Annotated in this window: 27 protein-coding genes; 16 read left to right on the top strand and 11 right to left on the bottom strand. The window is 73.2% G+C overall.

Annotated features, from left to right (window positions below; translation table 11 throughout):
* Positions 1 to 87 precede the first annotated feature (87 nt).
* Positions 88 to 1677 carry an MFS transporter gene (locus LE181_RS05390; protein WP_225659961.1) on the bottom strand — a complete coding sequence of 530 codons (1590 nt, stop codon included), beginning with the start codon at positions 1675 to 1677 and terminating at the stop codon, positions 88 to 90.
* A gap of 113 nt (positions 1678 to 1790) precedes the next feature.
* On the opposite strand from LE181_RS05390, the gene LE181_RS05385 reads away from it, so the two are divergent.
* The 5 genes from LE181_RS05385 (at position 1791) to LE181_RS05365 (ending at position 6734) form a co-directional block, all read left to right on the top strand.
* The gene (locus LE181_RS05385) at positions 1791 to 2429 is read left to right on the top strand and encodes a TetR/AcrR family transcriptional regulator (RefSeq protein WP_225659959.1); all 639 of its coding nucleotides are present in this window, start codon (positions 1791 to 1793) and stop codon (positions 2427 to 2429) included.
* A 99-nt stretch (positions 2430 to 2528) separates the two neighbouring features.
* On the top strand, positions 2529 to 3773 hold the full coding sequence (locus LE181_RS05380) for an alpha/beta hydrolase (RefSeq protein WP_225659957.1): 1245 nt from the start codon (positions 2529 to 2531) through the stop codon (positions 3771 to 3773).
* 56 nt (positions 3774 to 3829) lie between these two features.
* Entirely contained in the window at positions 3830 to 4702 is an 873-nt protein-coding gene (locus LE181_RS05375; protein WP_225659955.1) for a DUF4429 domain-containing protein, read from the top strand.
* A 92-nt stretch (positions 4703 to 4794) separates the two neighbouring features.
* Positions 4795 to 6066 (top strand): sensor histidine kinase, encoded by a 1272-nt coding sequence (locus LE181_RS05370; RefSeq protein WP_225659953.1) that lies wholly within the window; start codon positions 4795 to 4797, stop codon positions 6064 to 6066.
* Complete coding sequence (locus LE181_RS05365) at positions 6063 to 6734, top strand: response regulator (RefSeq protein ID WP_225659951.1); 672 nt, start codon at positions 6063 to 6065, stop codon at positions 6732 to 6734. The genes LE181_RS05370 and LE181_RS05365 overlap by 4 nt, the downstream gene beginning before the upstream one ends.
* A 103-nt stretch (positions 6735 to 6837) precedes the next feature.
* Here LE181_RS05365 and LE181_RS05360 read toward each other — a convergent pair whose 3' ends face one another.
* On the bottom strand, positions 6838 to 7854 hold the full coding sequence (locus tag LE181_RS05360; protein ID WP_225659950.1) for an aldo/keto reductase: 1017 nt from the start codon (positions 7852 to 7854) through the stop codon (positions 6838 to 6840).
* The gene (locus LE181_RS05355; RefSeq protein WP_225659948.1) at positions 7851 to 8321 is read right to left on the bottom strand and encodes a MerR family transcriptional regulator; all 471 of its coding nucleotides are present in this window, start codon (positions 8319 to 8321) and stop codon (positions 7851 to 7853) included. Before LE181_RS05355 ends, LE181_RS05360 begins: the two co-directional genes overlap by 4 nt.
* 111 nt (positions 8322 to 8432) lie before the next feature.
* Between LE181_RS05355 and LE181_RS05350 the strand changes: the two genes are divergently transcribed.
* Positions 8433 to 9260, top strand: coding sequence for a serine hydrolase domain-containing protein (locus LE181_RS05350; protein ID WP_225659946.1), 828 nt, complete (start codon positions 8433 to 8435; stop codon positions 9258 to 9260).
* On the opposite strand, the gene LE181_RS05345 is transcribed toward LE181_RS05350, so the two are convergent.
* Positions 9261 to 9932, bottom strand: coding sequence for a pirin family protein (locus LE181_RS05345; RefSeq protein ID WP_225659945.1), 672 nt, complete (start codon positions 9930 to 9932; stop codon positions 9261 to 9263).
* A gap of 79 nt (positions 9933 to 10011) precedes the next feature.
* Between LE181_RS05345 and LE181_RS05340 the strand changes: the two genes are divergently transcribed.
* The 5 genes from LE181_RS05340 to fabF all read left to right on the top strand — a co-directional run bounded on the left by LE181_RS05340 (position 10012) and on the right by fabF (position 14940).
* Positions 10012 to 11187: a PucR family transcriptional regulator gene (locus LE181_RS05340; protein WP_225659944.1), complete on the top strand. Its 1176-nt coding sequence runs from the start codon at positions 10012 to 10014 to the stop codon at positions 11185 to 11187.
* A gap of 98 nt (positions 11188 to 11285) precedes the next feature.
* A complete protein-coding gene (locus LE181_RS05335) occupies positions 11286 to 12239 on the top strand; it encodes an ACP S-malonyltransferase (protein ID WP_225659942.1) in 954 nt (317 codons plus the stop codon).
* A gap of 13 nt (positions 12240 to 12252) precedes the next feature.
* Complete coding sequence (locus LE181_RS05330) at positions 12253 to 13257, top strand: ketoacyl-ACP synthase III (protein WP_225659940.1); 1005 nt, start codon at positions 12253 to 12255, stop codon at positions 13255 to 13257.
* Between the two features lie 103 nt (positions 13258 to 13360).
* Complete coding sequence (locus LE181_RS05325; protein WP_225659938.1) at positions 13361 to 13609, top strand: acyl carrier protein; 249 nt, start codon at positions 13361 to 13363, stop codon at positions 13607 to 13609.
* Between the two features lie 68 nt (positions 13610 to 13677).
* On the top strand, positions 13678 to 14940 hold the full coding sequence (gene fabF, locus LE181_RS05320) for a beta-ketoacyl-ACP synthase II (RefSeq protein WP_225659936.1): 1263 nt from the start codon (positions 13678 to 13680) through the stop codon (positions 14938 to 14940).
* Between the two features lie 97 nt (positions 14941 to 15037).
* Here the strand turns inward: fabF and LE181_RS05315 are convergent, their stop codons facing one another.
* Together LE181_RS05315 and LE181_RS05310 are read right to left on the bottom strand one after the other, a co-directional pair.
* Positions 15038 to 15925: an NAD(P)-dependent oxidoreductase gene (locus LE181_RS05315; protein WP_225659934.1), complete on the bottom strand. Its 888-nt coding sequence runs from the start codon at positions 15923 to 15925 to the stop codon at positions 15038 to 15040.
* Positions 15926 to 16031: 106 nt separating this feature from the next.
* Positions 16032 to 16526, bottom strand: a complete 495-nt coding sequence (locus LE181_RS05310) for a DUF3145 domain-containing protein (protein WP_225659933.1) — start codon at positions 16524 to 16526, stop codon at positions 16032 to 16034.
* Between the two features lie 316 nt (positions 16527 to 16842).
* Between LE181_RS05310 and LE181_RS05305 the strand changes: the two genes are divergently transcribed.
* Positions 16843 to 17724: an SGNH/GDSL hydrolase family protein gene (locus LE181_RS05305; RefSeq protein ID WP_225659932.1), complete on the top strand. Its 882-nt coding sequence runs from the start codon at positions 16843 to 16845 to the stop codon at positions 17722 to 17724.
* 305 nt (positions 17725 to 18029) lie between these two features.
* On the opposite strand, the gene LE181_RS05300 is transcribed toward LE181_RS05305, so the two are convergent.
* Positions 18030 to 18818 (bottom strand): MgtC/SapB family protein, encoded by a 789-nt coding sequence (locus LE181_RS05300; protein WP_225659931.1) that lies wholly within the window; start codon positions 18816 to 18818, stop codon positions 18030 to 18032.
* A gap of 114 nt (positions 18819 to 18932) precedes the next feature.
* On the opposite strand from LE181_RS05300, the gene LE181_RS05295 reads away from it, so the two are divergent.
* Together LE181_RS05295 and LE181_RS05290 are read left to right on the top strand one after the other, a co-directional pair.
* Positions 18933 to 20210, top strand: coding sequence for a PA0049 family protein (locus LE181_RS05295; RefSeq protein WP_225659930.1), 1278 nt, complete (start codon positions 18933 to 18935; stop codon positions 20208 to 20210).
* A gap of 7 nt (positions 20211 to 20217) precedes the next feature.
* Complete coding sequence (locus LE181_RS05290) at positions 20218 to 20943, top strand: carbon-nitrogen hydrolase family protein (RefSeq protein WP_225659929.1); 726 nt, start codon at positions 20218 to 20220, stop codon at positions 20941 to 20943.
* A 36-nt stretch (positions 20944 to 20979) separates the two neighbouring features.
* Here the strand turns inward: LE181_RS05290 and LE181_RS05285 are convergent, their stop codons facing one another.
* The 3 genes from LE181_RS05285 to LE181_RS05275 form a co-directional block, all read right to left on the bottom strand.
* Positions 20980 to 21801 carry an EI24 domain-containing protein gene (locus tag LE181_RS05285; protein ID WP_225659928.1) on the bottom strand — a complete coding sequence of 274 codons (822 nt, stop codon included), beginning with the start codon at positions 21799 to 21801 and terminating at the stop codon, positions 20980 to 20982.
* An 85-nt stretch (positions 21802 to 21886) separates the two neighbouring features.
* On the bottom strand, positions 21887 to 22315 hold the full coding sequence (locus LE181_RS05280; protein WP_225659926.1) for an organic hydroperoxide resistance protein: 429 nt from the start codon (positions 22313 to 22315) through the stop codon (positions 21887 to 21889).
* A gap of 50 nt (positions 22316 to 22365) precedes the next feature.
* On the bottom strand, positions 22366 to 23388 hold the full coding sequence (locus LE181_RS05275) for an NADP-dependent oxidoreductase (RefSeq protein WP_225659925.1): 1023 nt from the start codon (positions 23386 to 23388) through the stop codon (positions 22366 to 22368).
* A gap of 90 nt (positions 23389 to 23478) precedes the next feature.
* On the opposite strand from LE181_RS05275, the gene LE181_RS05270 reads away from it, so the two are divergent.
* Positions 23479 to 23916, top strand: a complete 438-nt coding sequence (locus tag LE181_RS05270) for a MarR family winged helix-turn-helix transcriptional regulator (protein WP_225659923.1) — start codon at positions 23479 to 23481, stop codon at positions 23914 to 23916.
* 64 nt (positions 23917 to 23980) lie between these two features.
* Here the strand turns inward: LE181_RS05270 and LE181_RS05265 are convergent, their stop codons facing one another.
* Positions 23981 to 24496 (bottom strand): isochorismatase family protein, encoded by a 516-nt coding sequence (locus tag LE181_RS05265; protein ID WP_225659921.1) that lies wholly within the window; start codon positions 24494 to 24496, stop codon positions 23981 to 23983.
* A 111-nt stretch (positions 24497 to 24607) separates the two neighbouring features.
* Between LE181_RS05265 and LE181_RS05260 the strand changes: the two genes are divergently transcribed.
* The gene (locus tag LE181_RS05260; protein WP_225659919.1) at positions 24608 to 25213 is read left to right on the top strand and encodes a hypothetical protein; all 606 of its coding nucleotides are present in this window, start codon (positions 24608 to 24610) and stop codon (positions 25211 to 25213) included.
* The last annotated feature ends 3 nt before the right edge of the window (positions 25214 to 25216 follow it).

Genomic DNA, 25216 nt, shown 5'->3' with positions numbered 1-25216 from the left:
CGGCCATGCACTGATAGGGGAAGACGGACGGCGGCGGGAAAGGTACCTCGGTACCTTTCCCGCCGCCGTCCGTGGTTCACCTGGGGTTCAGATGTGGGCCGCCCCCGCTCCGGCCTGGGCGTTCGCCCCGCGTTTTGTGAAGACGGCCACACCCGCCGCCACCAGTGCGACGCAGCCGGCGACGGTGAATCCGGTGGTGACCGCGGACACGAACGTGTCGTGCGCCACGCCGGAGATCTTCGCCGCGAGCTCCGGCGGGGTGTTCGGCGCGACGGGCGCGACGCCGACCTCGACGGCGTCGGCGACCTGGTCCGCCTGGTCGGGTGCGAGGAGGGGCAGCCCCGCCGCCGCCCACTTGTCCGGCAGCAGGTCGCTCACGCGGGCGGCGACGACCGCGCCGAGCACGGCGGTGCCGAGCGAGCCGCCGACCTGCATGGCCGCCTGCTGGAGGCCGCCGGCGACGCCGGCGTGCTCCAGCGGGGCGTTGCCGACGATGACCTCGGTGGCGCCGACCATGACGGGCGCGAATCCCAGGCCGAGCAGCGCGAACCACAGCGACAGCGGGCCCGTGCCGGTGCCGGGTTCGAGGAAGGCGAGTCCGAAGCAGCCCGCCGCGGCGAAGAGCATCCCGGCGACGAGGGGGATGCGTGGCCCGATCCGGCTGATGAGGGCACCGGCCAGGGGCGAGGAGACGATCATCATGCCGGTGAGCGGCAGCAGGTGCAGGCCGCTGTTCACCGGGGACATCCCGTGCACGTTCTGCAGGTAGAAGGTGACGAAGAACAGGCCGCCCATGAAGGCGAAGGCCATCAGCACCATCAGCACCGTGCCCGCCGTCAGCGGCAGGGACCGGAAGAGGCGCAGGGGCAGCAGCGGCTCGCGGCAGCGGTTCTGCCAGAGGGCGAAGAGGACGAAGCAGAGCAGCGAGGCGCCGAGGAAGAGCAGGGTCCGGGTGTCGCCCCAGCTCCAGTCGGTGGCCTTGATCAGGGCCCAGATGAGGCAGAACATCGCGGCGGACAGCAGCGCGATGCCCAGGACGTCGAAGGACTTGGGGGCCTCGGCGGGACGGTGGTCCTTGAGGATGAGCACGCCGAGGACGACCGCCGCCGCGCCCACGGGCACGTTGATGAAGAAGACCGACTGCCAGTTGACGTGCTCGACGAGCAGACCGCCGACGATGGGGCCGCCGGCCGTGGACGCGCCGATGACCATGCCCCACATGCCGATCGCCATGTTGAGCTTCTCCGCCGGGAAGGTGGCGCGCAGCAGGCCGAGCGCGGCCGGCATGAGCAGGGCGCCGCACAGGCCCTGCAGCACCCGGAATCCGACGACCGTCGACACGCTGCCCGACAGCGCGATGAGTCCGGAGGAGAGGGCGAAGCCGGTGGTACCGATGAGGAAGATCAGGCGGTGGCCGAAGCGGTCGCCGAGCTTGCCCGCCGTGATCAGCGCGACGGCGAGGGCGAGGAGGTAGGCATTGGTGATCCATTGCACGTCGGCGAGCGAGGCGCCGAGGTCCTTCTGGATGGCGGGGTTGGCTATGGCGACGATCGTGCCGTCGAGCGCGACCATCATCACGCCTATGGCGACGGTGATCAGCGTCGGCCAGGGACGGCCCCGCAGTCCTTTCCCGGGTCCGAGGTCCGGCGTCGCGTCGGCGACGGTGGTCTGAGTCATGGGACCGAGATTATGGCAGCCTCTGCCAATTGACAATGCGATTCAACCGTCGTTGGCTGACACTTTGGCCATGACTATTCTGAGCAGCGCAAAACAGTGAAAGAGGCGGGGCGATGCAGGCGAGCGAAGGTGCCACGGGGCTGCGGGAGCGCAAGAAGCGCCGGACCCGGGACGCCCTGATCAGGTCCGCCCTGGAGCTGTTCGCCCATCAGGGGTACGAGGGCACGACGGTCGACGAGATCGCCGCCGCGGCGGACGTGTCGCAGCGCACGTTCTTCCGCTACTTCGCCAACAAGGAGGAGGTCGCACTCTCCGTCCAGGAGATGGTGGAGTCGCACTTCTTCGCCGCCGTGTGCGAGCGTCCGGCCGCCGAGTCGCCGCTCACCGCCCTGCGCGCCGCGGTGCTGTCCTCGTGGGACACCATCGAGGAGGCCATCGAGTCGGTGGTCCCGCTGGAGCTGCACGTGCGCACCTTCCAGATGATCCAGTCGACACCGCAGCTGCTGGCCGCCCACCTGCGCCGCGGCATGGAGCTGGAGGACCGGCTGACCCGGGAGATCACCCGCCGGGAGGGCCTGACCGAGCAGGATCCGCGGCCGCGGATCCTGGTGGCGGCGTTCAGCGGGGTGATGCGGGCGAACGGCAAGCTGTGGGCCGGCGTCGCGGACGGCGACATGAGCGAGCTCAAGCGGGCAACGGCCGGCTATCTGGACCAGATCGGACCGGCGCTGGCGGAAAACTGGCGATCTTGAACGGAAGTCACGCAAGTGCGCCCCATTACCGCTGATCCAAACGTGAGTTAGCTCACCGACTTCCCGGATGCAAGCGAGTTTCTCCTAGGGTGGTCGGCGGTGACTTCCTTCCCGGAGCTCGGCTCCCCCTCCATCCCCTGGACGAACGCGGCCACGGTCTGGCGCGCACTGCTCGCGCTGGCCGTGGTGTTCGTCATGCTGGCCACGACCGGATGGACGGCCGTGAGAGGCCAGCAGACGGCAGCCGACCCCCGGGCCGCCGCACTGAAGGCGTGGCTGCACGGGTCGATAGGCGGCGTGCCGCTGCCCTCCCCGCGCGAGGACGCCTCCACTGTCGCGCGCTTCTTCGCCTCGCTGCCCGGCGCCCAGCGCGACCGGCTGGCCGACCGCTACCCGCTCGTCGTCGGCAACCTCGGCGGCGCCCCCGCCGAGCTGCGCTACCGCGCCAACCGCGCCGCCCTCGCCCAGGCCCGTACGGCCGAGGAGCGCCGCACCCACGACGGCGGGCTCACCCCCGCGGGCCGCTACGAGGCGACCCGGCGCATGCACCGCTTCGAATCGCTGCTCGGCGAGGGCCGGCAGATCCTCGCCTTCGACCCCACCGGGCCCGGCCGGGTGGCCGAGGTCTTCGGCGACCTCGACCGGGCCGAGCGGGTCTCCGTCGTCGTTCCGGGCGTCGACACCAACGTGCTGACGTTCGAGAAGACCCAGCGCGCCTACAGCGCCCCCGTGGGCATGGCCCGTTCCCTCTACGCCGCCGAGCGGAAGGCGAGCCCCGCCACCGGGACGGCCGTCATCGCCTGGGCCGACTACACCTCGCCCGTCGGGGTCGGCATGGACGCCGCCACCGGCAAGCTCGCCGCCGAGGGGGCCCTGCGGCTGCGCAAGACGGTGCGGGAGCTGCCCGGTGTGTCCAAGGTCTCGCTGTTCTGCCACAGCTACGGCTCGGTGGTCTGCGGCGTCGCCGCCCGCGACCTCTCCCCGCGCGTGACGGACGTGGCCGTGGCCGGCAGCCCGGGCATGCGCGCCGATCACGCCTCCGACCTGCACACCAGCGCCCGGATATGGGCCATGCGCGATGCGGACGACTGGATCCAGGGCGTGCCGCACATGGAGGTCGGCGGCCTCGGGCACGGCGCCGACCCGGTCTCGCCGGGCTTCGGGGCGCGGCTGCTGTCCGCGGCCGACGCCCGCGGTCACGCCGGTTACTTCGCCCCCGGCACCACCAGCCTCGCCAACTTCGCGGGGATCGGAGTCGGCGCCCCCGCCTCCGTTCGTTGCGCCAGGGACGGCAGTGACTGCACGGAGGATCTGGGTCCGGCGGACGGGGCCGCCGCGGCTTGACGCGCGTAGCGTCACGAGGGGGGACGGGCGGACGGCCGCCGCATACGATGAGCGGCATGGGTGATGTGCTGGCCGGTTTCCACGCCGTCTGGGAGTTCGACACCGACTCCGTGCTCATCCGCTTCGAACGGGGGATCCGCACACCGAAGCTGCTCCAGGTGCTCGGCGAGCGGCGCATCCCCTACGAGGCGCTCGCGGCAGTCGAACAGGCTCCGGGGAAGCACGGGACGGTGGTGCTGCGCGCCGTGCCCAGACCCGGCGCCGATCCGCTGACCGATGCCGCCGACGGCCAGCTCAAGGAGGGCTGCGACCCGTACCGGCTGGTGCTGCCGGCCGAGCGCGAGCTGCTCGCCGAGTACTACGCCGAGCGGATACGCGCCGAGCTCGGCCCCGCCGCCGGCGAGCCGGCCGAGCGACACCTGGTGGCGGCGCCGACGCCGCCGCTGTCCTTCAAGGCGTACGACGGCAAGGCGTCCTTCGACGGCCGGGCCGTCTCCTTCCGCTGGTTCTGGACCGGCGCCTCCTCCGCCAAGTGGAAGGCCGGCGACCAGCGCTTCGGCATCGACGAGCTGACGGGCGTGGACTGGCGCTCCCCCGACGCCCTCGGCGGCCACCTGCGGCTCGTGCGCCGCGGCGCGCCGGCCCGGCCGGGCGCCGCCGACCAGGACCCGGCGGCCGTCGTCTTCGGCATGGGCTACGGCCTCGTCCACGAGTCGCTGCCCTTCGCCGCGGCGGTGCTGGCGGCCGTGCGGGCGAAGGCTCCCGCCCTGGCCTGCGACCCGGCCCGCGCCCACGCCGTGCCCGCCGCCCGTCCCGACCCCGGCGCCGTCGCCGACCGCATCCGCCACCTGGGGGAGCTGCACGATGCGGGGCTGCTGACGGACGAGGAGTTCACCGCGAAGAAGGCCCAGCTGCTGGCCGAGCTGTGAGAGACCGCCGGGGGTGATACCGGGGTATGACCTCCGGACCGGCACCCCGGGGTGACGTTTTCGCTGGTCGGTCCCCCTACGCTGACCACGTCATGCCTTCCTCACCGCTCCGCCGGGTCCGCGCGGCGCTCGCCCCCGCCGGGCGGCCCGAGCCGCTCCTCGGCCACTCCCGCCGCCGCTTCGTGCGCCGCCTGCCGTACGTCGTCGCGGCGCTGTTCATCGCCATCCTCCTCCCGTCCGGCACCATGGTGCTCGGCGACGAGTACGGGCTGAACTCCGATCTCGCGCTCCTGCTCTGCCTCGTGCAGACCGCGCCACTGCTGCTCGCCGTGCGCCGCCCCCTGGCCGCCTGGGCGGTGGCCTTCACCGGCCACGTCGCCGGCGCGGCGGCCCTGCTCACCGTGCCGGCGGCCAAGGGCTGGGCCTGGCCGTGGACGCCCGGGGGCATCATCGGCATGCTGCTGCTCCTGCTGGCCCTCGGCCTGCGCGAGCGGCCCCGGGTCCTGGCCGCGGCCTGGGCGCTGACCGGAGCGGCCGGCCTCCTCTTCGACAGCCTCGACCCCGGCCGCAGCAACGGCTCCTGGCCACTGCCCGTCATTCTCGGCGGCATCCTGCTCGTGGTGACCTACCTGCTGCGCGAACGCGGCCTGGCCCGGCGGGCGCTGGCCGAGCAGGAGACCATCAGCGAGGCCGAACGGGCCCACCGCACGCTGCTGGAGGAACGCGCCCGCATCGCCCGCGAGCTCCACGACGTCGTCGCCCACCACATGTCCGTCATCACCGTGCAGGCCGACAGCGCCCCCTACCGCATCGAGGGGCTGCCGGACGCGGCGCGCGAGGAGTTCGGTGCGATCGCCGCGACGGCCCGGGAGTCCCTCACCGAGATGCGGCGGCTGCTGGGGGTGCTGCGCAGCGCGGAGACCGGCGGCGAACGCGCCCCCCAGCCGGAGCTCGGGCGCCTGCCGCAGCTGGTGGAGGCGACCGTGCGGGCCGGGGTGCCGGTCGAGCTGACGATGCCCCCCACGGACGCGGCGCTGCCGCCGGCGGTGGACCTCTCGGCCTACCGCATCGTGCAGGAGGCGCTGGCCAACGTGGTGCGGCACGCGCCGGGCGCGGCCACCCGGGTCTCGGTGTCCGCCGGTCCGGACGGTACCGGCCTGATGGTGCTGGTCGTCAACGCCGCTCCCCCGCAGGCGGACGTCCCGCCGCTGGAGACCGGCGGCACGGGCCACGGCCTGGTCGGCATGCGGGAGCGGGTCCGCCTGCTGGGCGGCACACTCGACACCGGCCCGCTGCCCGACGGCGGCTTCCGCGTCGCGGCCCGGCTCCCGTTCACCACAGAAGAGGAATCCTCCAGCGCATGACCATCCGTGTGATCATCGTCGACGACCAGGCCATGGTGCGGGCCGGTTTCGCCGCGCTCCTGGCCGCCCAGCCCGACATCGACGTCGTCGGCGACGCCGCGGACGGGCGGCAGGGCGTGGAGCTGGCCCGCACCGTGCACCCCGACGTGGTGCTGATGGACGTCCGGATGCCGGAGATGGACGGACTGGAGGCCGCGCGGCGGCTCCTGGACCCTCCGCCGGGGGTGGTGCACCGCCCGAAGGTGCTGATGCTGACGACGTTCGACGTCGACGACTACGTCTACGAGGCGCTGCGCGCGGGCGCGTCCGGCTTCCTGCTGAAGGACGCCCCGCCCGCCGACCTGATCGCGGCCGTGCGGGTCGTGGCCGCCGGAGAGGCCCTGCTCGCCCCGTCGGTGACGCGTCGTCTGATCGCCGACTTCGCCGCCCGGCCGGCCCCGCGCCGACGGCGTTCGGTGCGGCTGAACGGGCTGACGCCGCGTGAGACGGAGGTGCTGGAGCTGATCGCGCGGGGCCTGTCCAACCAGGAGATCGCGGCGCGGCTCGTCCTGGCCGAGCAGACGGTGAAGACGCACATCGGCCGCGTCCTGGCCAAGCTGAGCCTGCGCGACCGCGCACAGGCGGTCATCTTCGCCTACGAGTCGGGGCTGGTGAGCCCGGGCGACTGACCACCGGTGCGTTCCCCGCGCCCCGTAGGGGACGCGGGGAACTGCGCGACCGGCCCCCGCCGGCCCGCGGACGCACTACCCCGCGGAGCGCTCGGCGGAGCGCTCAGTCGCGGTCCGCCGACGTGAAGGACATGTCGGGGTAGCGGGGCCCGGCCACCTTGGAGGCGACCGGCTCCAGGGCCGCCAGCTCGTCCGCCGTCAGCTCGATGCGGGTGGCGCCCACGTTCTCCTCCAGGCGGCTGCGCTTGCGGGTGCCCGGGATCGGAACGACCGTCAGGCCGTGCACCTGGGCGCGCTGCTGGACCCAGGCCAGCGCAATCTGGGCGAGCGTGGCGCCGCGGGCGGCGGCGATGGCCCGTACCGGCTCCAGCAGGGCCGCGTTGGCCTCGGCGTTCTCGCCGGTCATGCGGGGCAGGGTGCGGCGCCAGTCGTTGCCGGAGAGCTCCTTGCCGGCGTCGGTGAAGGCGCCCGTGAGGAAGCCGCGTCCGAGGGGCGAGTAGGGCACGAGGGCGACGCCGAGCTCCCGGACCGTGGGCACGACGTTGTCCTCGATGTCCCGGCTGAAGAGCGACCACTCCGACTGCACGGCGGCGATCGGGTGGACGGCGTGCGCCTGGCGCAGCTCGCTGCCGGTGACCTCGCTCAGCCCCAGGTGCTTGACCTTGCCCTGGGCCACCAGCTCGGCCATCGCACCGACGGACTCCTCCAGCGGGACGTCGGGGTTGCGGCGGTGCATGTAGTAGAGGTCGATCTCGTCGACGCCCAGCCGCCGCAGGCTGGCGTCGACGGCCTTGCGGATGTAGGGCGGGTCGTTGCGGATGACCCGGTCGGCGGGGTTCTCGGGGTTGGCGTCGATCGCGAACTTGGTGGCCAGGACGACCTCGTCGCGGTGGGCCCGGAGAAACGGCGCGAGGAACTTCTCGTTCTCGCCGTTGCCGTACATGTCTGCGGTGTCGAAGAGCGTGACGCCCAGCTCCAGCGCCCGCTCCAGCGTCGCCCGGGCCTCGGTCTCGTCCGTGGGCCCGTAGGCGAAGCTCATCCCCATGCAGCCGAGTCCCTGGACTCCGGCCTCGGGGCCGCCGTCGCCGAGGGTGACGCGTGCGATCGTCTCGTTGCTCATGTCCCCAATGCCCTTTCGGACGCCCGGCGGGCGTCGGAGTAGATGCCGATCTTGTAGTCCAGTACGTCCAGGGTGCTGCGCAGCTCGGTGATGCGCCTGTGGACGTCGTCGCGGTGTGCGCTCAGCAGCCGTTCGCGTTCGGCGACGGTCTCGTCGCCCCGGCGGACCAGCTCGGCGTAGCGCACCATGTCGGCCACCGGCATGCCGGTCAGCCGGAGCCGGCCCACGAAGTCCAGCCAGTCCAGGTCGCGGGAGGTGTAACGGCGCTGGCCGGTGTGCGAGCGGTCGACGTGCGGCATCAGGCCGATGCGCTCGTACCAGCGCAGGGTGTGCGCGGAGAGCCCGGTGTACGCCGCGACCTCGCTGATGGTGAAGCGGTCCCTGCCCTCGGGCCGCCGGCCGCGCTGCCGGTCGGGCTCCAGGCACACCCCCGGAAGCTCCGTCGGCCGGCTGTCGATCACTGTCATGTGCCGTTTCCCCCTCGCGAACTGCTGCGGTGACCCCCACGCTAGAGAGTTGGAGTGCACTCGAAGCAAGCGGAATCCGGCCCGGGCGGGAACCGCGTTAGGCTCCTGGCCATGGAGAGCCTGCGGATGATCGAGAACTGGCCCGTGGAGACCGCTGCGGCGGCCGTGGTGCGGGCGGACGGCACGCGTGCGGGATCGTACGGGCCGGCCGGGCACCGCTTCCCCCTCGCCTCCGTGACCAAGCCGCTGGCCGCCTACGCCGCGCTCATCGCCGTCGAGGAGGGCGCGATCGAGCTGGACGAGCCCGCCGGGCCCGCGGGCTCCACCGTCCGGCACCTGCTCGCCCACACCTCCGGCCTGGCCTTCGACGAGCACCGCACGATGGCCGGGCCCGGCACGCGGCGGCTCTACTCCAACGCCGGCTTCGAGGTCCTCGGGGACCACATCGCCAAGGCGACGGACATCCCCTTCGCCGAGTACCTGCGGCAGGCGGTGCTGGAGCCGCTGGGCATGGCCTCGACGGACCTTCCCGGCTCGCCGGCCAAGGACGGCGTCTCGACGGTGGACGACCTGGCCCGCTTCGCCGCGGAGCTGCAGGCGCCGCGCCTGCTGTCCGCGCAGACCCTGGCCGAGGCCACCACGGTGGCCTACCCCGGCGTGACCGGCGTGCTGCCCGGCTACGGGCACCAGCGCCCCAACGACTGGGGGCTCGGCTTCGAGATCCGCGACGCGAAGTCCCCGCACTGGACGGGCGCGTCGTCCTCGCCGCGGACGTACGGCCACTTCGGGCAGGCGGGAACGTTCCTGTGGGTGGACCCGGACGCGGGCGCGGCCTGCGTGGCCCTCGCGGACCGTCCGTTCGGGCCCTGGGCGGTGGAGGCGTGGCCGCCCCTGACCGACGCCGTCCTCGCCGAGCTGCGCGCCCAGGGCACGTCCTAGCTAGCCGAAGTGCGGCTCGGCGTGCATCTCCCACGCCAGCAGCTCGGCGGAGCCGATCGCCTCGGCCTCCAGCCCGGCCGCGTCCAGCACCCGCGCCGCGTCACCCTCGCGCAGCACCTCGCCGCCCAGGCGCACCGTCCCGCGCACGACGTGCACGTACAGCCACGGCGCGTCCGGCAGGGCCGTGCGCTCGGTGCCGCGCAGCCGGCGCACGTGGAGCACGGCCTCCGCCCGCCCCAGTGCGTAGGGGGTGCCGTCCGCGATGCCCCGCACCACCTCGTACGACGGCTCGCCGCCGAATTCCGACGGCGTCAGCCACATCTGCACGAAGCGCAAGGGCGCGGTCCCCGCGTTGCGCTCGGCGTGGCGGACGCCGGAGCCGGCGCTCAGGCGCTGGACGTCGCCGGGGCGGACGGTGGCGACGTGGCCGGTGGAGTCCTCGTGGGTGAGCTCGCCCTCCACCACCCAGGTAACGATTTCGACGTCCCGGTGCGGATGCTCGGCGAAGCCCCCGCCGCCCGCCAGCCGCTCTTCGTTGCAGGCCGCGAGCGGACCGAACCGCACGTTGTCGGGGTCGTAGAAGCCGGAGAAGGAGAAGGCGTGCCAGGTCTCGACCCCGGCCGTCGCGTCGCCGCCCCGGTAGCGTTCGGCGGCCCGTTGCACGTGCATCATCGGCCCACCGTAGCCCCGCGGAGCGCCCCACAGGGGCCCGGCGGCCCCGGAGCCCACCCGAATAAGGCAGGCTTGTCCCGTGCCTGAACCAGCCGCAACACCCTCCCACCCGCACAGCGCCACCCTGCGCAACCTGGAACAGTCCTCCGGGACGCTGGCCGCCGCGGCCATCGCCCGGATGGACGCCCAGCTGCCGTGGTACCGGGCGATGCCCCCGGAGAACCGGTCCTGGATCGGCCTGGTCGCCCAGGCCGGCATCGCCGCCTTCACCGAGTGGTTCCGGCATCCGGAGACCCCGCAGGCCATCAGCACGGACGTCTTCGGCACGGCTCCCCGGGAGCTGACGCGGGCGATCACGCTGCGCCAGACCGTGGAGATGGTGCGGACGACCATCGAGGTGATGGAGTCGGCCATCGACGAGGTGGCCGCGCCGGGCGACGCGTCGGCGCTGCGCGAGGCGCTGCTGGTGTACGCCCGGGAGATCGCCTTCGCCACGGCGCAGGTGTACGCGCAGGCCGCCGAGGCGCGCGGCGCGTGGGACGCCCGGCTGGAGTCGCTGGTGGTCAACGCGGTGCTGTCGGGCGAGGCCGACGAGGGCGCGCTGTCCCGGGCGGCGGCGCTGGGCTGGAACTCGCCGGCGCACGTCGCCGTGGTGCTGGGCACGGCGCCGAACGGGGACAGCGAGCTGACGGTGGAGGCGATCCGGCGGGCCGCCCGCCATGCGAAGCTGCAGGTCCTGACGGGGGTGCTGGGCGAGCGGCTGGTGGTGATCGCGGGCGGGTCGGACGATCCGCTGCAGGCGGCCAAGGCGCTGATCGGCCCGTTCGCGGCCGGCCCGGTGGTGGCCGGTCCGGTGGTGGGCGACCTGCTGGCGGCGACCCGCTCCGCGCAGGCCGCGGCGGCGGGCCTGAAGGCGTGTGCGGCCTGGCCCGACGCCCCCCGGCCCGTACTGGCCGACGACCTGCTGCCCGAGCGGGCCATGGCGGGCGACCCGGCGGCGCGGGAACAGCTGGTGGAGGAGATCTACAGACCGCTCGAAGAGGCGGGCTCGGCACTGCTGGAGACGCTGAGCGTCTACCTGGAACAGGCCAGCAGCCTGGAGGGGGCGGCGCGGATGCTGTTCGTCCACCCCAACACCGTGCGATACCGCCTCCGACGTGTGACGGACGTCACCGGCTGGTCACCTTCCGATGTCCGCTCCGCGTTCACCCTGCGCATTGCCCTGATTCTCGGGCGTCTCGCCGACAACGAGTGACACACTTAGTCTTTTGTCGAACGTCCACAATTCCCCTGACGGTTCTTCGTCCCTGTCCTCACGGGTGGGCGACGCCGTCCACGAGAGAGAGTGTGAGGGTGCTCGTACTCGTCGCTCCCGGCCAGGGCGCTCAGACGCCCGGCTTCCTGACCCCCTGGCTCGACCTCCCCGGTGTTTCCGGCCGTCTGGCCGAGTGGTCCGCCGCCATCGACCTGGACCTCGTTCACTACGGCACCGAAGCCGACGCCGACGAGATCCGTGACACCGCCGTGGCCCAGCCGCTGCTGGTGGCGTCCGCGCTGATCTCGGCGGGACAGCTGTTCCCCACCGGCGAGGACTTCGCACGGCAGGTCGGCGCCGCCGCCGGCCACAGCGTGGGCGAGCTCGCCGCCGCCGCGCTGACCGGTGTGGTCCCCGAGCGCACCGCGCTGGAGCTCGTCCGCAAGCGCGGCCTGGCCATGGCCGAGGCCGCGGCCGTCACCGAGACCGGCATGGCCGCGCTGCTCGGCGGCGAGCCGGACGTCGTCCTGCCGCACCTGGAGAAGCTCGGCCTGACCCCGGCGAACGTCAACGGCTCCGGCCAGATCGTGGCCGCCGGCACCGCCGAGCAGCTCGCGGCGCTGGAGGCGGACAAGCCCGAGGGAACCCGCCGCGTCGTCGCCCTGAAGGTGGCCGGCGCCTTCCACACCCACCACATGGCCCCGGCCGTCTCGGCCCTGGAGGCCGCGGTGGCTCAGGTGGAAGCCCGGACGCCGCACACGCGTTATGTCTCCAACAAGGACGGCCAGGTCGTCACGGACGGCCGCGAGGTCGTGCAGCGCCTGGTGGGCCAGGTCGCCAACCCGGTCCGCTGGGACCTGTGCATGGAGACCTTCAAGGAGCTGGGCGTCACGGCGCTGATCGAGGCGGCCCCCGGCGGCACCCTCGTGGGCCTGGCCAAGCGCGCCCTGCCGGGCGTGAAGACGCTCGCGCTCAAGACCCCGGACGACCTCGACGCCGCGCGCGAGCTGATCGCCGAGCACGCTGCCGACGCCGCCGGCCCGGCCGAATAAGGAGTCCGAGAGCATGACCTCGAAGATCAGGCCCGCGAAGGGCGCCCCGTACGCCCGCATCATGGGCGTGGGCGGCTACCGCCCCGTCCGGGTGGTGCCGAACGAGGAGATCCTCAAGCACATCGACTCCTCCGACGAGTGGATCCGCTCCCGGTCGGGCATCGCCACCCGGCACTGGGCCGGCCCGGAGGAGACCGTGGCCGCCATGTCCGTGGAGGCGGCCGGCAAGGCCATCGCCGACGCGGGCATCACGCCCGAGCAGATCGGCGCGGTGCTCGTCGCGACGGTCTCGCACTTCAAGCAGACCCCCGCCATCGCCACCGAGATCGCCCACAAGGTGGGGGCCGGCAAGCCCCCGGCCTTCGACATCTCGGCCGGTTGCGCGGGCTTCGGCTACGGCCTCACCCTCGCCAAGAGCATGGTCACCGACGGCTCGGCCGAGTACGTCCTGGTCGTCGGCGTCGAGCGGCTGTCCGACCTGACCGACCTGGAGGACCGCGCCACGGCCTTCCTCTTCGGCGACGGCGCGGGCGCCGTGGTCATCGGCCCCTCGACGGAGCCGGCCATGGGCCCGACCGTGTGGGGCTCGGAGGGCGACAAGGCCGAGACGATCAAGCAGACCGTCGCGTGGGACGTCTACCGCGAGGAGACGGACGTCCGCTTCCCGGCGATCACCCAGGAGGGTCAGGCGGTCTTCCGCTGGGCCGTCTTCGAAATGGCGAAGATCGCCCAGCAGGCGCTGGACGAGGCCGGGGTGAGCGCGGAGGACCTGGACGTCTTCATTCCGCACCAGGCCAACATGCGGATCATCGATTCGATGGTCAAGACCCTCAAACTGCCGGAGAGCGTCACGGTCGCCCGTGACGTGGAGACCACGGGCAACACCTCCGCGGCCTCCATCCCGCTGGCCATGGAGCGCCTCCTGGCGACCGGAGCGGCGAAGAGCGGCGACACCGCGCTCGTCATCGGTTTCGGGGCGGGTCTCGTGTACGCCGCCACGGTCGTTACCCTCCCCTAGGCGAGACGCGCGGGACCGGACCCCCGTCCGGTTGCGGCAGTCTCACCGCCCCAGCAGTTTCCTTACCGCAGTTCCACAGCACTATCGATAGAAGGAGCGCCACATGGCCGCCACCGAGCAGGAAATCATCGCGGGCCTCGCCGAGATCGTCAACGAGATCGCCGGCATCCCCGTCGAGGACGTCGCCCGCGAGAAGTCCTTCACCGACGACCTGGACGTCGACTCGCTGTCCATGGTCGAGGTCGTCGTCGCCGCCGAGGAGCGCTTCGACGTGAAGATCCCCGACGAGGACGTCAAGAACCTGAAGACCGTCGGTGACGCTGCCGACTACATCCTCAAGCACCAGAGCTGACCCGAAGCGTTCGTCGCCACCCCTGCGGTGGCGGTTCCAGCACCTCTACACGTGGAGACAGAATTCCTGTGAATCCGACCAATCGCACCGTGGTCGTCACCGGTATCGGCGCAACCACACCGCTGGGTGGCGACAGCGCATCGACCTGGGAAGGGGTGCTCGCCGGGCGTTCCGGCGTCAGGCCCCTGGAGGGTGAGCGCTTCGCCGACCTCCCGGTCCGCATCGCCGCCCCGGCCGCCGTGGACCCGGAGGACGTGCTGCCGCGTCCGGTCGCCCGCAAGCTGGACCGGTCGGCGCAGTTCGCGCTGATCGCCGCGCGCGAGGCGTGGGCCGACGCGGGCTTCACCGCCAAGGCCGGCGAGGACTCCTCCATCGTCCCCGAGCGCCTGGGTACGGTCATCGCCTCCGGCATCGGTGGCGTGACGACCCTGCTCGACCAGTACGACGTGCTCAAGGAGAAGGGCGTCCGCCGCGTCTCCCCGCACACCGTGCCCATGCTGATGCCCAACGGCCCGTCCGCCAACGTCGGCCTGGAGGTGAACGCCCAGGCGGGCGTCCACACCCCGGTCAGCGCCTGCGCGTCCGGCGCCGAGGCCATCGGCTACGCCGTCGAGATGATCCGCACCGGCCGCGCCGACGTCGTGGTCGCGGGCGGCACCGAGGCGGCCATCCACCCGCTTCCCATCGCGGCCTTCGCCAACATGATGGCGATGTCCAAGAACAACGACGAGCCGACCACGGCCTCGCGTCCGTACGACAAGGCCCGTGACGGCTTCGTCCTCGGCGAGGGCGCCGGCGTCGTCGTCCTGGAGTCGGCCGAGCACGCCGCCCGGCGCGGCGCCCGGGTCTACTGCGAGGTGCTGGGCCAGGGCCTGTCCGCGGACAGCCACCACATCGCCCAGCCCGAGCCCAGCGGTCGCGGCATCGCCGCGGCCCTGCAGAACCTGCTCGACACCACCGACCTGAAGCCCTCGGAGGTCGTGCACCTCAACGCGCACGCCACCTCCACGCCGCAGGGCGACGCGGCCGAGATCAAGGCGCTGCGCAAGGTCCTCGGCGACGAGCTCGACCACGTCGCGGTGTCCGCGACCAAGTCGATGACGGGTCACCTGCTCGGCGGCGCCGGCGGCATCGAGACGGTCATGACCGTCCTCGCGCTGCACCACCGCACCGCTCCTCCGACGATCAACATCACGGACCTGGACGAGGACATCGAGGCGGACATCGTCCGCGACGAGCCCCGTTCGCTCCCGGAGGGCACCATTGCGGCCATCAACAACTCGTTCGGCTTCGGCGGCCACAACGTGGTCCTCGCCCTGCGGACGGTCTGACGGTCGCACCCCCTGTACGGGTGAAGGGCCCGCTTCTGCCACCGGTGGCAGAAGCGGGCCCTTCGCGTTGCGCGCCGGGACAGGCGCGTGGGCGGACCTACTTGTCGAAGCTGGCGTAGTACGAGGCCGCCATGTCCTCGTCCCCGTGGCCCTGCTCGGCGGCCCGGCGGAAGCGCTCGGCGCCCGCGGCGGCCACGTCCAGGCGGACGCCGGCCGCCCGGCCGGCCTCGACGATCAGCCGGGCGTCCTTCGCGGCCGTGGTGGTCGCGAAGCTCGGCGGGGTGAGGCCGCCGTCCAGCAGGAGGCCGGCCTTGGCCCGCAGGTAGCCCATGTCCAGCGGTCCGCCGGCCACCGCGTCCAGGAAGAGCCGGGCGTCGACGCCGAGGCCCTGGGCCAGCGCCAGGGCCTCGGCGGTGCCGTGGGTGACGGTCAGCACCCAGCTGTTGATCACGAGCTTGAGCCGGGTGGCGGCGGCGTCCGCCGCGTCGTCGGCGACCCAGACCGTCCGGCTGCCGATGGCGTCGAGGACGGGGGCCAGGGCCGGGCGCGTCGCGTCGGGCCCGGCGGCGAGGACCGTGAGCCTGCCCTCCTCGGCGGGCTGCCTGGTGCCGAGGACGGGGCAGTCGACGAGGACGAGGCCCTGTGCGCGGGCGTGGGCGGCGAGGTCGGCGAATCCGTCGAGGCCGGCGGTGGTGCACTGGGCCCAGACGGTGCCGGGGCGCAGCCCGGGTGCGGCGGCCCGCATGGTGTCGAGGGCGGCCGGGCCGTCGTACAGCATGGTGAGGACGACGTCGGCGTCGCGCGCGGCCTCCGCGGGGGTGGCGCAGACGGTGATGCCGTGGGCGGCGAGGGGCTCGGCCTTGGCGCGGGTGCGGTTCCAGGCGCGTACGGACAGGCCGGCGCGGGCCAGGTTGCGGGCCATGGCGGCGCCCATGATGCCGGTGCCGAGGACGCTGACGGTGGGGGCGGAGGCGGTGTCGGTCATGGCCTGGACGCTAGGCGTTGGAGTGCACTCCCACGCAAGGGCGCGGCCGTGGGCGGGGGTTGCGTCACCCGCCCCGTCGCGCGCCGGGCCGGCCCGCGCGGGGGCGTCACACCACCTGGTGCAGCCACCGCACGGGGGCGCCCTCGCCGGCGTACCGGAAGGGCTCCAGTTCGTCGTCCCAGGGCTTGCCGAGCAGCTTGGCGACCTCGGCCTGCAGGTCGCTCTCGCCGCCGGCGGCGCGGGTCAGGGCGGCGCGCAGCCGGTCCTCGGGGACGAGGATGTCGCCGTGGATGCCGGTGACGGCGTGGAAGATGCCCAGGTCGGGGGTGGAGCTGTAGCGCTCGCCCTCGGTGGTGGCGTTGGGTTCGGCGGTCACCTCGAAGCGGAGCAGGTGCCAGCCGCGCAGCGCGGAGGCGAGCTTGGAGGCGGTGCCGGCCTGCCCCTGCCAGGAGAACTCGGAGCGCCAGGTGCCGGGGGAGGCGGGCTGCCGGATCCAGTCGAGGGTGACGCGCACGCCGAGGACGCCCGCCACGGCCCATTCGACGTGCGGGCACAGCGCGCGGGGCGCGGAGTGGACGTACAGAACTCCACGTGTCGTCACCGGGACCTCCAGTGCGGTTCGAGGTTCGCCTTCCCCAGCGGCCTCGCGTCCGTACCGGTCCCGCTGGGGGCGGCACCGGGCATTACGCCCCCATGGCCACACCCGCACCAGCTCGCGAGGTTACCAACAGTAAACACCATTGGGAGCGATTCTCCTGAAAAGGGACAGGAAGTGACGTGTTGTGATTTCGTGGCGCCGTGATTGCAAAGATCCCGGACCGACTTGATCATCAAGGAAAAAGTACCGTGCGGGAAGACCTCCGGCGTGACGTACCGTCGGTCCCGGACAGATATCACCCGGCCGGAGGGGGAACGAGATGGGCACGACCAGGAGGCCACGGCACTCCATAAGGCTGCGGGCGGCCGCGGTGGCGCTCGGCACGATCGTGCTGGCCACCGGCTGCGAGGGCGACGCGGAGAACAAGGCCGCGCCCGCCGCGCCGGCCCCCGCCCGCCCGGCGTGGAAGACCCGCCCCGAGTCGCTCGCCTCCCTCGGCGACTCCATCACCCGCGGCTTCGACGCCTGCTCCGTGCTGGAGGACTGCCCCGAGGTCTCCTGGGCCACCGGCACCGAGGTCGACAGCCTCGCCCGCCGGCTGCTGCTCTCGCCGCAGACCAGCAGCTGGAACTACGCCAGGACCGGCGCCCGGATGGCCGACCTGCCGGGCCAGATGCGCGCGGCCGTCGCCCACAGGCCGCAGCTGGTGACGGTCCTGCTGGGCGCCAACGACGCCTGCCGCGCCGATGTGGCGCAGATGACACCGGTGGACGGGTTCCGCGCGGACTTCGAGACCTCGCTGAAGACGCTGCGCAGCAGCCTGCCCACCTCCCAGGTGTACGTCGCCGGCATCCCGGACCTGAAGCGGCTGTGGTCCGAGGGGCGCAAGAGCGTGCTCGGGAAGCAGATCTGGAAGATGGCGTCGATCTGTCCGTCGATGCTGCGCGACGCCGACACGGTGGACGAGGCCGCGGAGGAGCGGCGCGCGCAGGTCGACAAGCGGGTCGGCGAGTACAACGCGGTGCTGAAGGACGTCTGCAGCAAGGACGCGCTGTGCCGCTACGACCACACCGTCAACGGCTACAACTTCACCGGCCAGGAACTGAGCAAGTGGGACTGGTTCCACCCCAGCAAGAAGGGCCAGGGCGAGCTGGCCGGCCTCGCCTACCGGACGATCACGGCCGAGAAGCCGGCCGCGTAGCGCGGCGGAGGGGCGGGGGCAGGGCCTGTCAGGTGGCCCCGCCCCCGCCCCTGGACGGCCGTCGGTGCGGCCCGTCGCACGGCCTGGTCCGCCGCCGGTGGCGCGGGCGCGGACCGTGACTCCGGCGCCCGTACCCTCGCCCCGGGCAGCCGGCGGCCGCGCACCCGCCACGGCGCAGGCCAGGCCGTGGCCGAGGGCCCGGCGCGGTGACCGCACCCGCCCTCGCCCCGCACGCTATCCGATGAATGCCCCTGCGTCACAAGCGAGTTCACCCGCCGTGGGGAACGGCGCCGGACGCCGGACGGTCACTCGGCGCTCTCGCGGTACGCGCGCAGCCCGACGCCGAGGATGCCGTCCCAGTCCGTCAGCTCCTCGACCAGCGGATGGGCGGAGCCCTTGCCCTCCAGGCCCAGCACGACCCCGGCCTCCTTGGCCTTGCCCTTGGTCCCGTCCCCGGCGCCGGCTTCGGCGTCGACCTGCACGTCCATCACCCGGAAGCCGCTCTTGGTGCACAGCTCCAGCACCCGGCCCAGCAGCCCCCGGCGCGTCCGGTAGGACAGGCTCAGCTCGACCCGCTCCGTGCTGCCCAGACGGCGGGTCAGCAGCGTGAAGCCGCGCACCACCAGGAAGTGCACCGCGGTCGCGGCGGCGGCGAGCAGCGGCAGCCCGCCGCCGCACGCCATGCCGACGGCGCAGGTCAGCCAGATGGTGGCGGCCGTCGTCAGGCCACGGACCGCGTCGCGGCGGACGAAGATGAGGCCGCCGCCGATGAAGCCGATCCCGGAGACGATCTGCGCCGCGACCCGGGACCCGTCCAGGCGGGTGTCGCCCTCCAGGTCGGCCAGCGCCCCGAAGCCGTGGATCGAGATTTCCATGAACAGCGCGCTGCCCACCCCGACCAGGGTGTGGGTGCGCAGGCCCGCGCTCTTCTGCTGCAGCTCGCGCTCCAGCCCGATGAGCGACGACAGCAGGAGGGCGAGGGCCAACTCGGTGAATTCCCGGGTGCCTTGACCGGCACCGAGGTCGAACAGCGGAGCGGCTACGAGATGTCCGGCGGATATGAGCGGATCCAGGAAGAGCTGCGCTGCGGTCATCCAGCAATTGTGGCCTGAAATCATTGGTGCAGGCAGAGAGTTGGCAGCCCTCTATCGCCGTAACCCGTCGCGGTGATTTCCTTCCGCATCATGAGAACCAATGATTCTTCGCCGATGTCCCGCAGGGCCCGCCTCGGCGCCCTCGGCGCCGTCCTGCTCGCCTGCACCCCGCTCGCCCTCTCCGTCCCCGCCGCGGCCGCCGGCCCCTCCCCCGCGCCGCTCACCGTCGAGGAGCAGCGGCTGACCGGCCCCGTACCGCAGGAGATCCTGCGCCGCAGCGGATTCGACGGGCTGGCCGCCGGCTTCGCCCGCGAGCTGGGCCGCACCCGTTCCCGCGCGGAGGCGGGGAAGCTGGTGAGGGACGGGGGGCGGAACCTGTGGCGACGGGCCGTGGACCGGGCCCAGGGACGCGGCCCGGCAGGGGGTGACCTGAGCCGCGACGACGACCGGCCGCTGTACTGGGCGCGGCTGGCCCTGACGCGGGCGCTGCACGAGTGGCGGCCGGCGTTCGCCCTGGACGAGCGGCGGCGTGCGGAGCTGGTGGCGACGGTGGAGCGCACCTCGCGCGGGCAGGACTCGATCGAGCTGCCGCCGGGCGACGGGGTGAAGCGCGTGGTGATCACCGGCTTCGACCCGTTCCAGCTCGACTCCGACGTCCGCCGCTCCAACCCCTCGGGGGCGGCGGCGCTCGCCCTCGACGGCACCACCGTCGAGACGCCCGCGGGCCCGGCGCGCATCGAGGCGGCCGTCTTCCCCGTGCGCTGGGCGGACTTCGCGGACGGCACCGTCGAGCGGACGCTGCTGCCGCACCTGCGGCCCGGGCCGGGCCGGGTGGACCTGTTCACCACCATCAGCCAGGGCCGCGTCGGCCGCTTCGACGTCGAGCGCACCAACGGGGCCTGGCGCGGCGGCTACCCGGACAACCTCAACGTCTCCCGCACCGGGACCGTGCCCGTACCGCCCGGCATCCCGACCGTCACCCCGCAGCCGCAGTGGACGACCACCACCCTGCCGTACGCCGCCATCACGGCGGCGCGGACGGGCCCGTTCCCGGTGTACGACAACACCGCCGTCACCGAGATACCGGCGGGCGGCACCGAGGAGGTGGACCGGGCGGACGGCCCGACGCCGGGCTCGACGGCCCGTGCGGGCGGCGGGGGCGACTACCTCTCCAACGAGATCGCCTACCGCGCCACGCTGCTGCGCGACGCCGTACGGGCACGGGTGCCCGGCGGGCACCTGCACACGCCGGTGCTGCAGTTCGGCCAGGGCAACACCGACCCCGCGCACGGGCAGGTCACCGACCCCGAGTTCGTGAACAACCGGCTCGCGATCACCGCTCAGATCCGGTCGGTGCTGGCGGTGGCCGTGGGGAGCGCCGGGCGGTCATGATGGGGTCATGATCATTGCAGCAGCGCAGTTCACCGCCCGGCCGCTCGACGTCGATGCGAACGTGGCCCGCATGGCGGGCTTCGTCGCCGAGGCCGGCGGCCGCGGCGCCGCGCTCGTCGTCTTCGGGGAACTGGCGGTCACCGGCTACGAGCTCGACGCCGTGGCCGCAGACCCCGGCCGGCTGACCATGGCCCCCGAGGACCCGCGGCTCGCCCCGGTCCGCGACGCCTGCCGGGCGGCGGGCGTCGCGGCGGTGGTCAACTGCGCGGGACGGACGGCACAGGGGCCGACGATCAGCTCGTTCGTGTACGGGCCGGACGGCGCGCTGCTGACCCGCTACGACAAGGTGCACGTGACGGACGGCGAGCGCGCCGCCGGGTTCGTGGCGGGCACGCGGGACGGCCGCTTCACGCTGGACGGCACGGCGTTCGGCCTCGCCATCTGCTTCGACGCCCACTTCCCCGACCTCGCGGCGCGCGCCGCGGCGGACGGCTGCCGGGTGCTGGTGGCGAGTTCGCTGTACGGCCGGGGGCCGGGGCAGGCCGAGCGGCGGGAGATCTTCCCCGCCCTGGCGAAGGACAACGGCCTGCACGTCCTGCTGGCCAACCACGTCGGGGCGGCGGGGCCGTACGACGCGTGCGGCCTGAGCGCGGTGTGGGGGCCGGAGGGCACGCCCGTCGCGGAGGGGGCGGAGCGGGAGGAGTGCCTGGTGCCGGCCGAGGTCACGGGGTGAGGCCGGGGGGCTGAGCCCCCGGCGGGAAGCCCCCGCTCACGGGAAGGGGCGGGGCTGCGGAGCAGCCTCCTCCACGGCCCCGGCTCCGGCCTCGGGCCCGGCCTCGCCGTCCTGCTCGGCCTGCTCCCCCGTCAGGTCCCTCACCAGCAACGTCGCGCCCGCCACGGCGCCCGGCATCACGAACACCGCGACGAGCGGGATCAGGAACAGCAGCGCCAGCGGCACCCCGAAGCCCAGGGTCAGCAGCTTGCGCGAGCGCAGCATCGCCAGCCGCTCCTTCAGCGGCACGCCCCGCCGCTGGAGGGCGACCGCCGTGAGCTCCTCGGCGAGGAAGAAGCCGGAGACGCAGAAGCCGATCGCGGGAATGACGGTCTGTCCGACGACGGGCACGAAGCCCAGCGCGAAGAGCAGCACCCCCCACACGGCCACCCGCACCAGCACGGCGAGGCTCTCGCGGGCCGAGATCCACAACTCCCGCCACAGCGGCAGCCCGGACTCGGGGACGGCACCGCCCTCGGCCCGGTCGACGCGCTCCGAGAGCGCTTCGTAGAAGGGCTGGCCGACGAGCAGCGTCACGGCGGTGAAGGAGATCAGCGCGAGCAGCAGACAGCCGCCGAAGAACAGCGCGGTCATGGCTCCGCGGAAGAGGCCGAGCCAGGGCGAGCCCCAGTCGTCGGCGAAGGGCGTGGCCCAGACGACCGCGTCGTCCGCACCGGCCACGAGCGCGACGATCGCCGCCGCGTAACCGACCAGCGTGATCAGGCCGGGCAGCAGCCCGAACCCCCACTGCCGGCGGTTGCGCCCCACCCAGCGCTGGCCCCTGGCCAGGTACGTCATGCCCGCTACAAGATCTCGCATGGCGGGAAAGCGTAGCCGCTCGGTGGGACGCGCCCGTCGCGCTCGCGTACCGGTACGGTCCCGGGAGAGTCCCGGAGGTGTCCGGTCAGGCGACGTCGAGGGTGACCTCGATGTTGCCGCGCGTGGCGTTGGAGTACGGGCACACCTGGTGCGCCTTCTCCACGAGCTCACGGGCGGTGGCCTCGTCGACGTTCGGGATGCGGGCGGAGAGGGCGACCTTGATGCCGAAGCCGCCGTCGGGGGTCTTGCCTATGCCGACCTCGGCGGTGACGGTCGAGCCGGAGATGTCGGCCTTCGCCTGGCGGGCGACGACGCCCAGCGCACCCTGGAAGCAGGCGCTGTAGCCGGCGGCGAAGAGCTGCTCGGGGTTGGTGCCGGCGCCGCTGCCGCCGAGCTCCTTCGGGGGGTTGACGACGACGTCGAGCTGGCCGTCGTCGCTGGCGACGCGGCCGTCACGGCCGTTCTCGGCGGTGGCGACGGCGGTGTAGAGGACGTCGACGGGCTGGATCGGCATAACGTTTCTCCTTGAGGAGGGGGGAAGGGAAAAGGGGGGTTCTGAGGTCGTCAGTCGTTGCCGAGGGTGACGATCATCTTGCCGGTGTTCTCACCGCGCAGCAGGCCGAGGAAGGCGTCCCCGACGTGCTCGATGCCGTGCACGACCGTCTCGCGGTAGGTGAGCTCGCCGGAGCGGATCCAGCCGCCGACCTCCTGGACGAACCGGGGGCGCAGCGCCTCGTGGTCGGAGACGATCATGCCCTGGACGCGCAGTCGCTTGGCCAGGATGTTGACCATGTTGCGCGGGCCGGGCGTCGGCTCGGTCGCGTTGTACTGGGCGATCATGCCGCAGATGGTGACGCGGCCCTTGAGGTTGAGGGAGCCGAGGGCCGCTTCGAGGTGCTCGCCGCCGACGTTGTCGAAGTAGACGTCGATGCCGTCGGGGGCGGCCTCCTTGAGCTGCTCGGCGACCGGGCCCTTCTTGTAGTTGAAGGCGGCGTCGAAGCCGTACTCGTCGAGGAGGACCTTGACCTTCTCGTCCGAGCCCGCGCTGCCGATGACGCGCGCGGCGCCCTTGAGCTTGGCGATCTGGCCGACGAGGCTGCCGACGGCACCGGCGGCGCCGGAGACGAAGACGACGTCGCCCTCCTTGAAGGAGGCGACCTCCAGCAGGCCCGCGTAGGCGGTCATGCCCGGCATGCCGAGGACGCCGAGGTAGGCGGAGAGCGGGGCGACGTCGGGGTCGACCTTGGCGGCGCGCGCGGCGTCGACCACCGCGTACTCCCGCCAGCCGAGGCCGTGCAGGACGTGGTCACCGGGGGCGAAGCCCTCGGCGCGGGAGGCGACGACCTCGCCGACCGCGCCGCCGTCCATCGGCTGGTCGAGCTGGAAGGGCGGGACGTAGGACTTCACGTCGTTCATCCGGCCCCGCATGTACGGGTCCACGGACAGGTGGATGTTGCGGACCAGGATCTGCCCCTCGGCGGGTTCGGCGACCGGGGCCTCGCGCAGGGCGAAGTCCTCGGGCTTGGGCCAGCCCTGGGGGCGGGCGACGAGGTGCCATTCGCGGCTGGTGGCAGGCGTGGCGGACATGGGGACCAACCCTTCTGAATACTTCAGGAGCTGAAACAATCATGTGCCTCGATATTTCATGTTGTCAAGTAACCGGGTAGCCTGTGTCCCATGACTTCTCCGACACCGCCGGCCGACGCCCTCACCCACGAGGTGTGCGAGCTCATCGGGACCGTCGTCGCGCGCTACCACGAGGAGTACGAGGAGGCGGCGGCCCAGTACTCCCTCACCGGCGCCCAGGCCCGCGTCCTGGCACTGCTCGCCCGCGAGCCCATGCCGATGCGGCGGATCGCCCTGAAGCTGAAGTGCGAGCCGTCGAACGTGACGGGGATCGTGGACCGCCTGGCGACCCGCGGCCTGGTCGAACGCCGCACGGACCCGGAGGACCGCCGCGTGAAGCTGGCCGCCGCGACGGAGGAGGGCACGGCAACGGCCGCCCGCCTGCGCGAGTCCCTGAACTTCGCCCGCGAGCCCCTGGCCGGCCTGTCGACGGAGGAACGCACGGCGCTGCGCGACCTGCTGAAGCGGATGCTGGGCGAAGCCCGCTGATCACCACCGGGGGCGGGCGCGGCGCGGGGCCCGGTGTGAGGCCCCGCCCCGCGTATCCGCTCCGCTAGCCCGCCAGCGTCAGGGCCGTGGACGTGACGACCGTGCCCAGGCGGGGCATGTTCAGTGTCACCGACGCCCGGTGTTCCTCGGCGGTCAGGGCGCTCATCGCGTCCTCGACGAAGACCAGCTCGTAGCCGTGGTCCGCAGCCGCGCGGGCGGTCGACTCCACGCCCAGATTGGTGGCGATGCCGGCGAGGACGAGCGTGCGCACGCCGCGCTCGCGCAGCCGGGCGTCGAGCTCGGTGCCGTGGAACGCCCCCACCGTCCGCTTGACGATCTCGATGTCGCCGGGCTCGGCGATCCCGGCCGGCAGCCCGCTGCCGGGCGGCTGTTCCCCGACGCCGGGCCGCTCCACCCGTACGACCACCACCGGCGCCCCCGCCTTGCGGAAGGCGCCGGCCAGCTCCGCAGCCGTCCCGGCCACTTCGTCACCGGGCCGCGGGGCGAGGGGCAGCGCAACGACGCGCTCCATGAGGTCGACGAGAACGAGTGCGCTGCGCTGGGGGTCGATTTCCGTCATGCCCCAAGACCGTACCGGCCGCGGCCACGGCGTGGGCGGCCTCCGGAACAGCTCCCGGCGGCCGGGGGGTGAAGCTTGCGCGAAAGTCGGGCCTTCCCGACCATGGCCCCCATGACACCGGCACCCGACCCCGGCCCCGATCCCGCACCCGCCACCGGCCCCGGCCTGGGGCCGCTGGACTTCCAGCTCGTCCTGCTGCGCCGGATGGCCGACCACCAGCCCGGCGCGGTCGAGGACGCGCTGCGCGAACTGGGCGTGAGCCGTGCCGACATGCGCGAGGCCAACCGCCGTTGGCAGGCCATGACGCACTCCCGGCGCCGCGGCGCCGGCCCCCGCTACCGGTCCGTGCTGGGCCCGCCCGCCACCACCGGCGAGCGCCGCGTCGGCGACCTGGTCTTCGAGGCCCGGTCCTGGACGGTGCCGCTCTGGCCGGACCTGCACTTCGAGGTGCTGTCCGCGCCCGGCGGGGCGGTCTGGAACGCATGGCTGGTCCGCGCCCCCGGCGCCCGGGGCCCCGCGCTGCGCACGATCGAGGACCTGCGCCCCTGGTCGTGCACGGTGGACGAGGTGGCGCGGGCCTTCGCCCCCGCCCGCCCCATGGAGGGGACGGCCCCCACCCGCTGGCAGCTGGCCTTCACCGCCCCGGACGCCGGGGGGACGCGCAGCGCCTACGTGGCGGAGTTCACCTGGGGCCTGTTCCAGCGGCTGATTCCCTGACGA

The organism is Streptomyces sichuanensis, from assembly GCF_020328095.1.
Classification (GTDB): Bacteria; Actinomycetota; Actinomycetes; order Streptomycetales; family Streptomycetaceae; genus Streptomyces; species Streptomyces cinnamoneus.
This window is presented reverse-complemented; position numbering and strand designations above follow the sequence as displayed.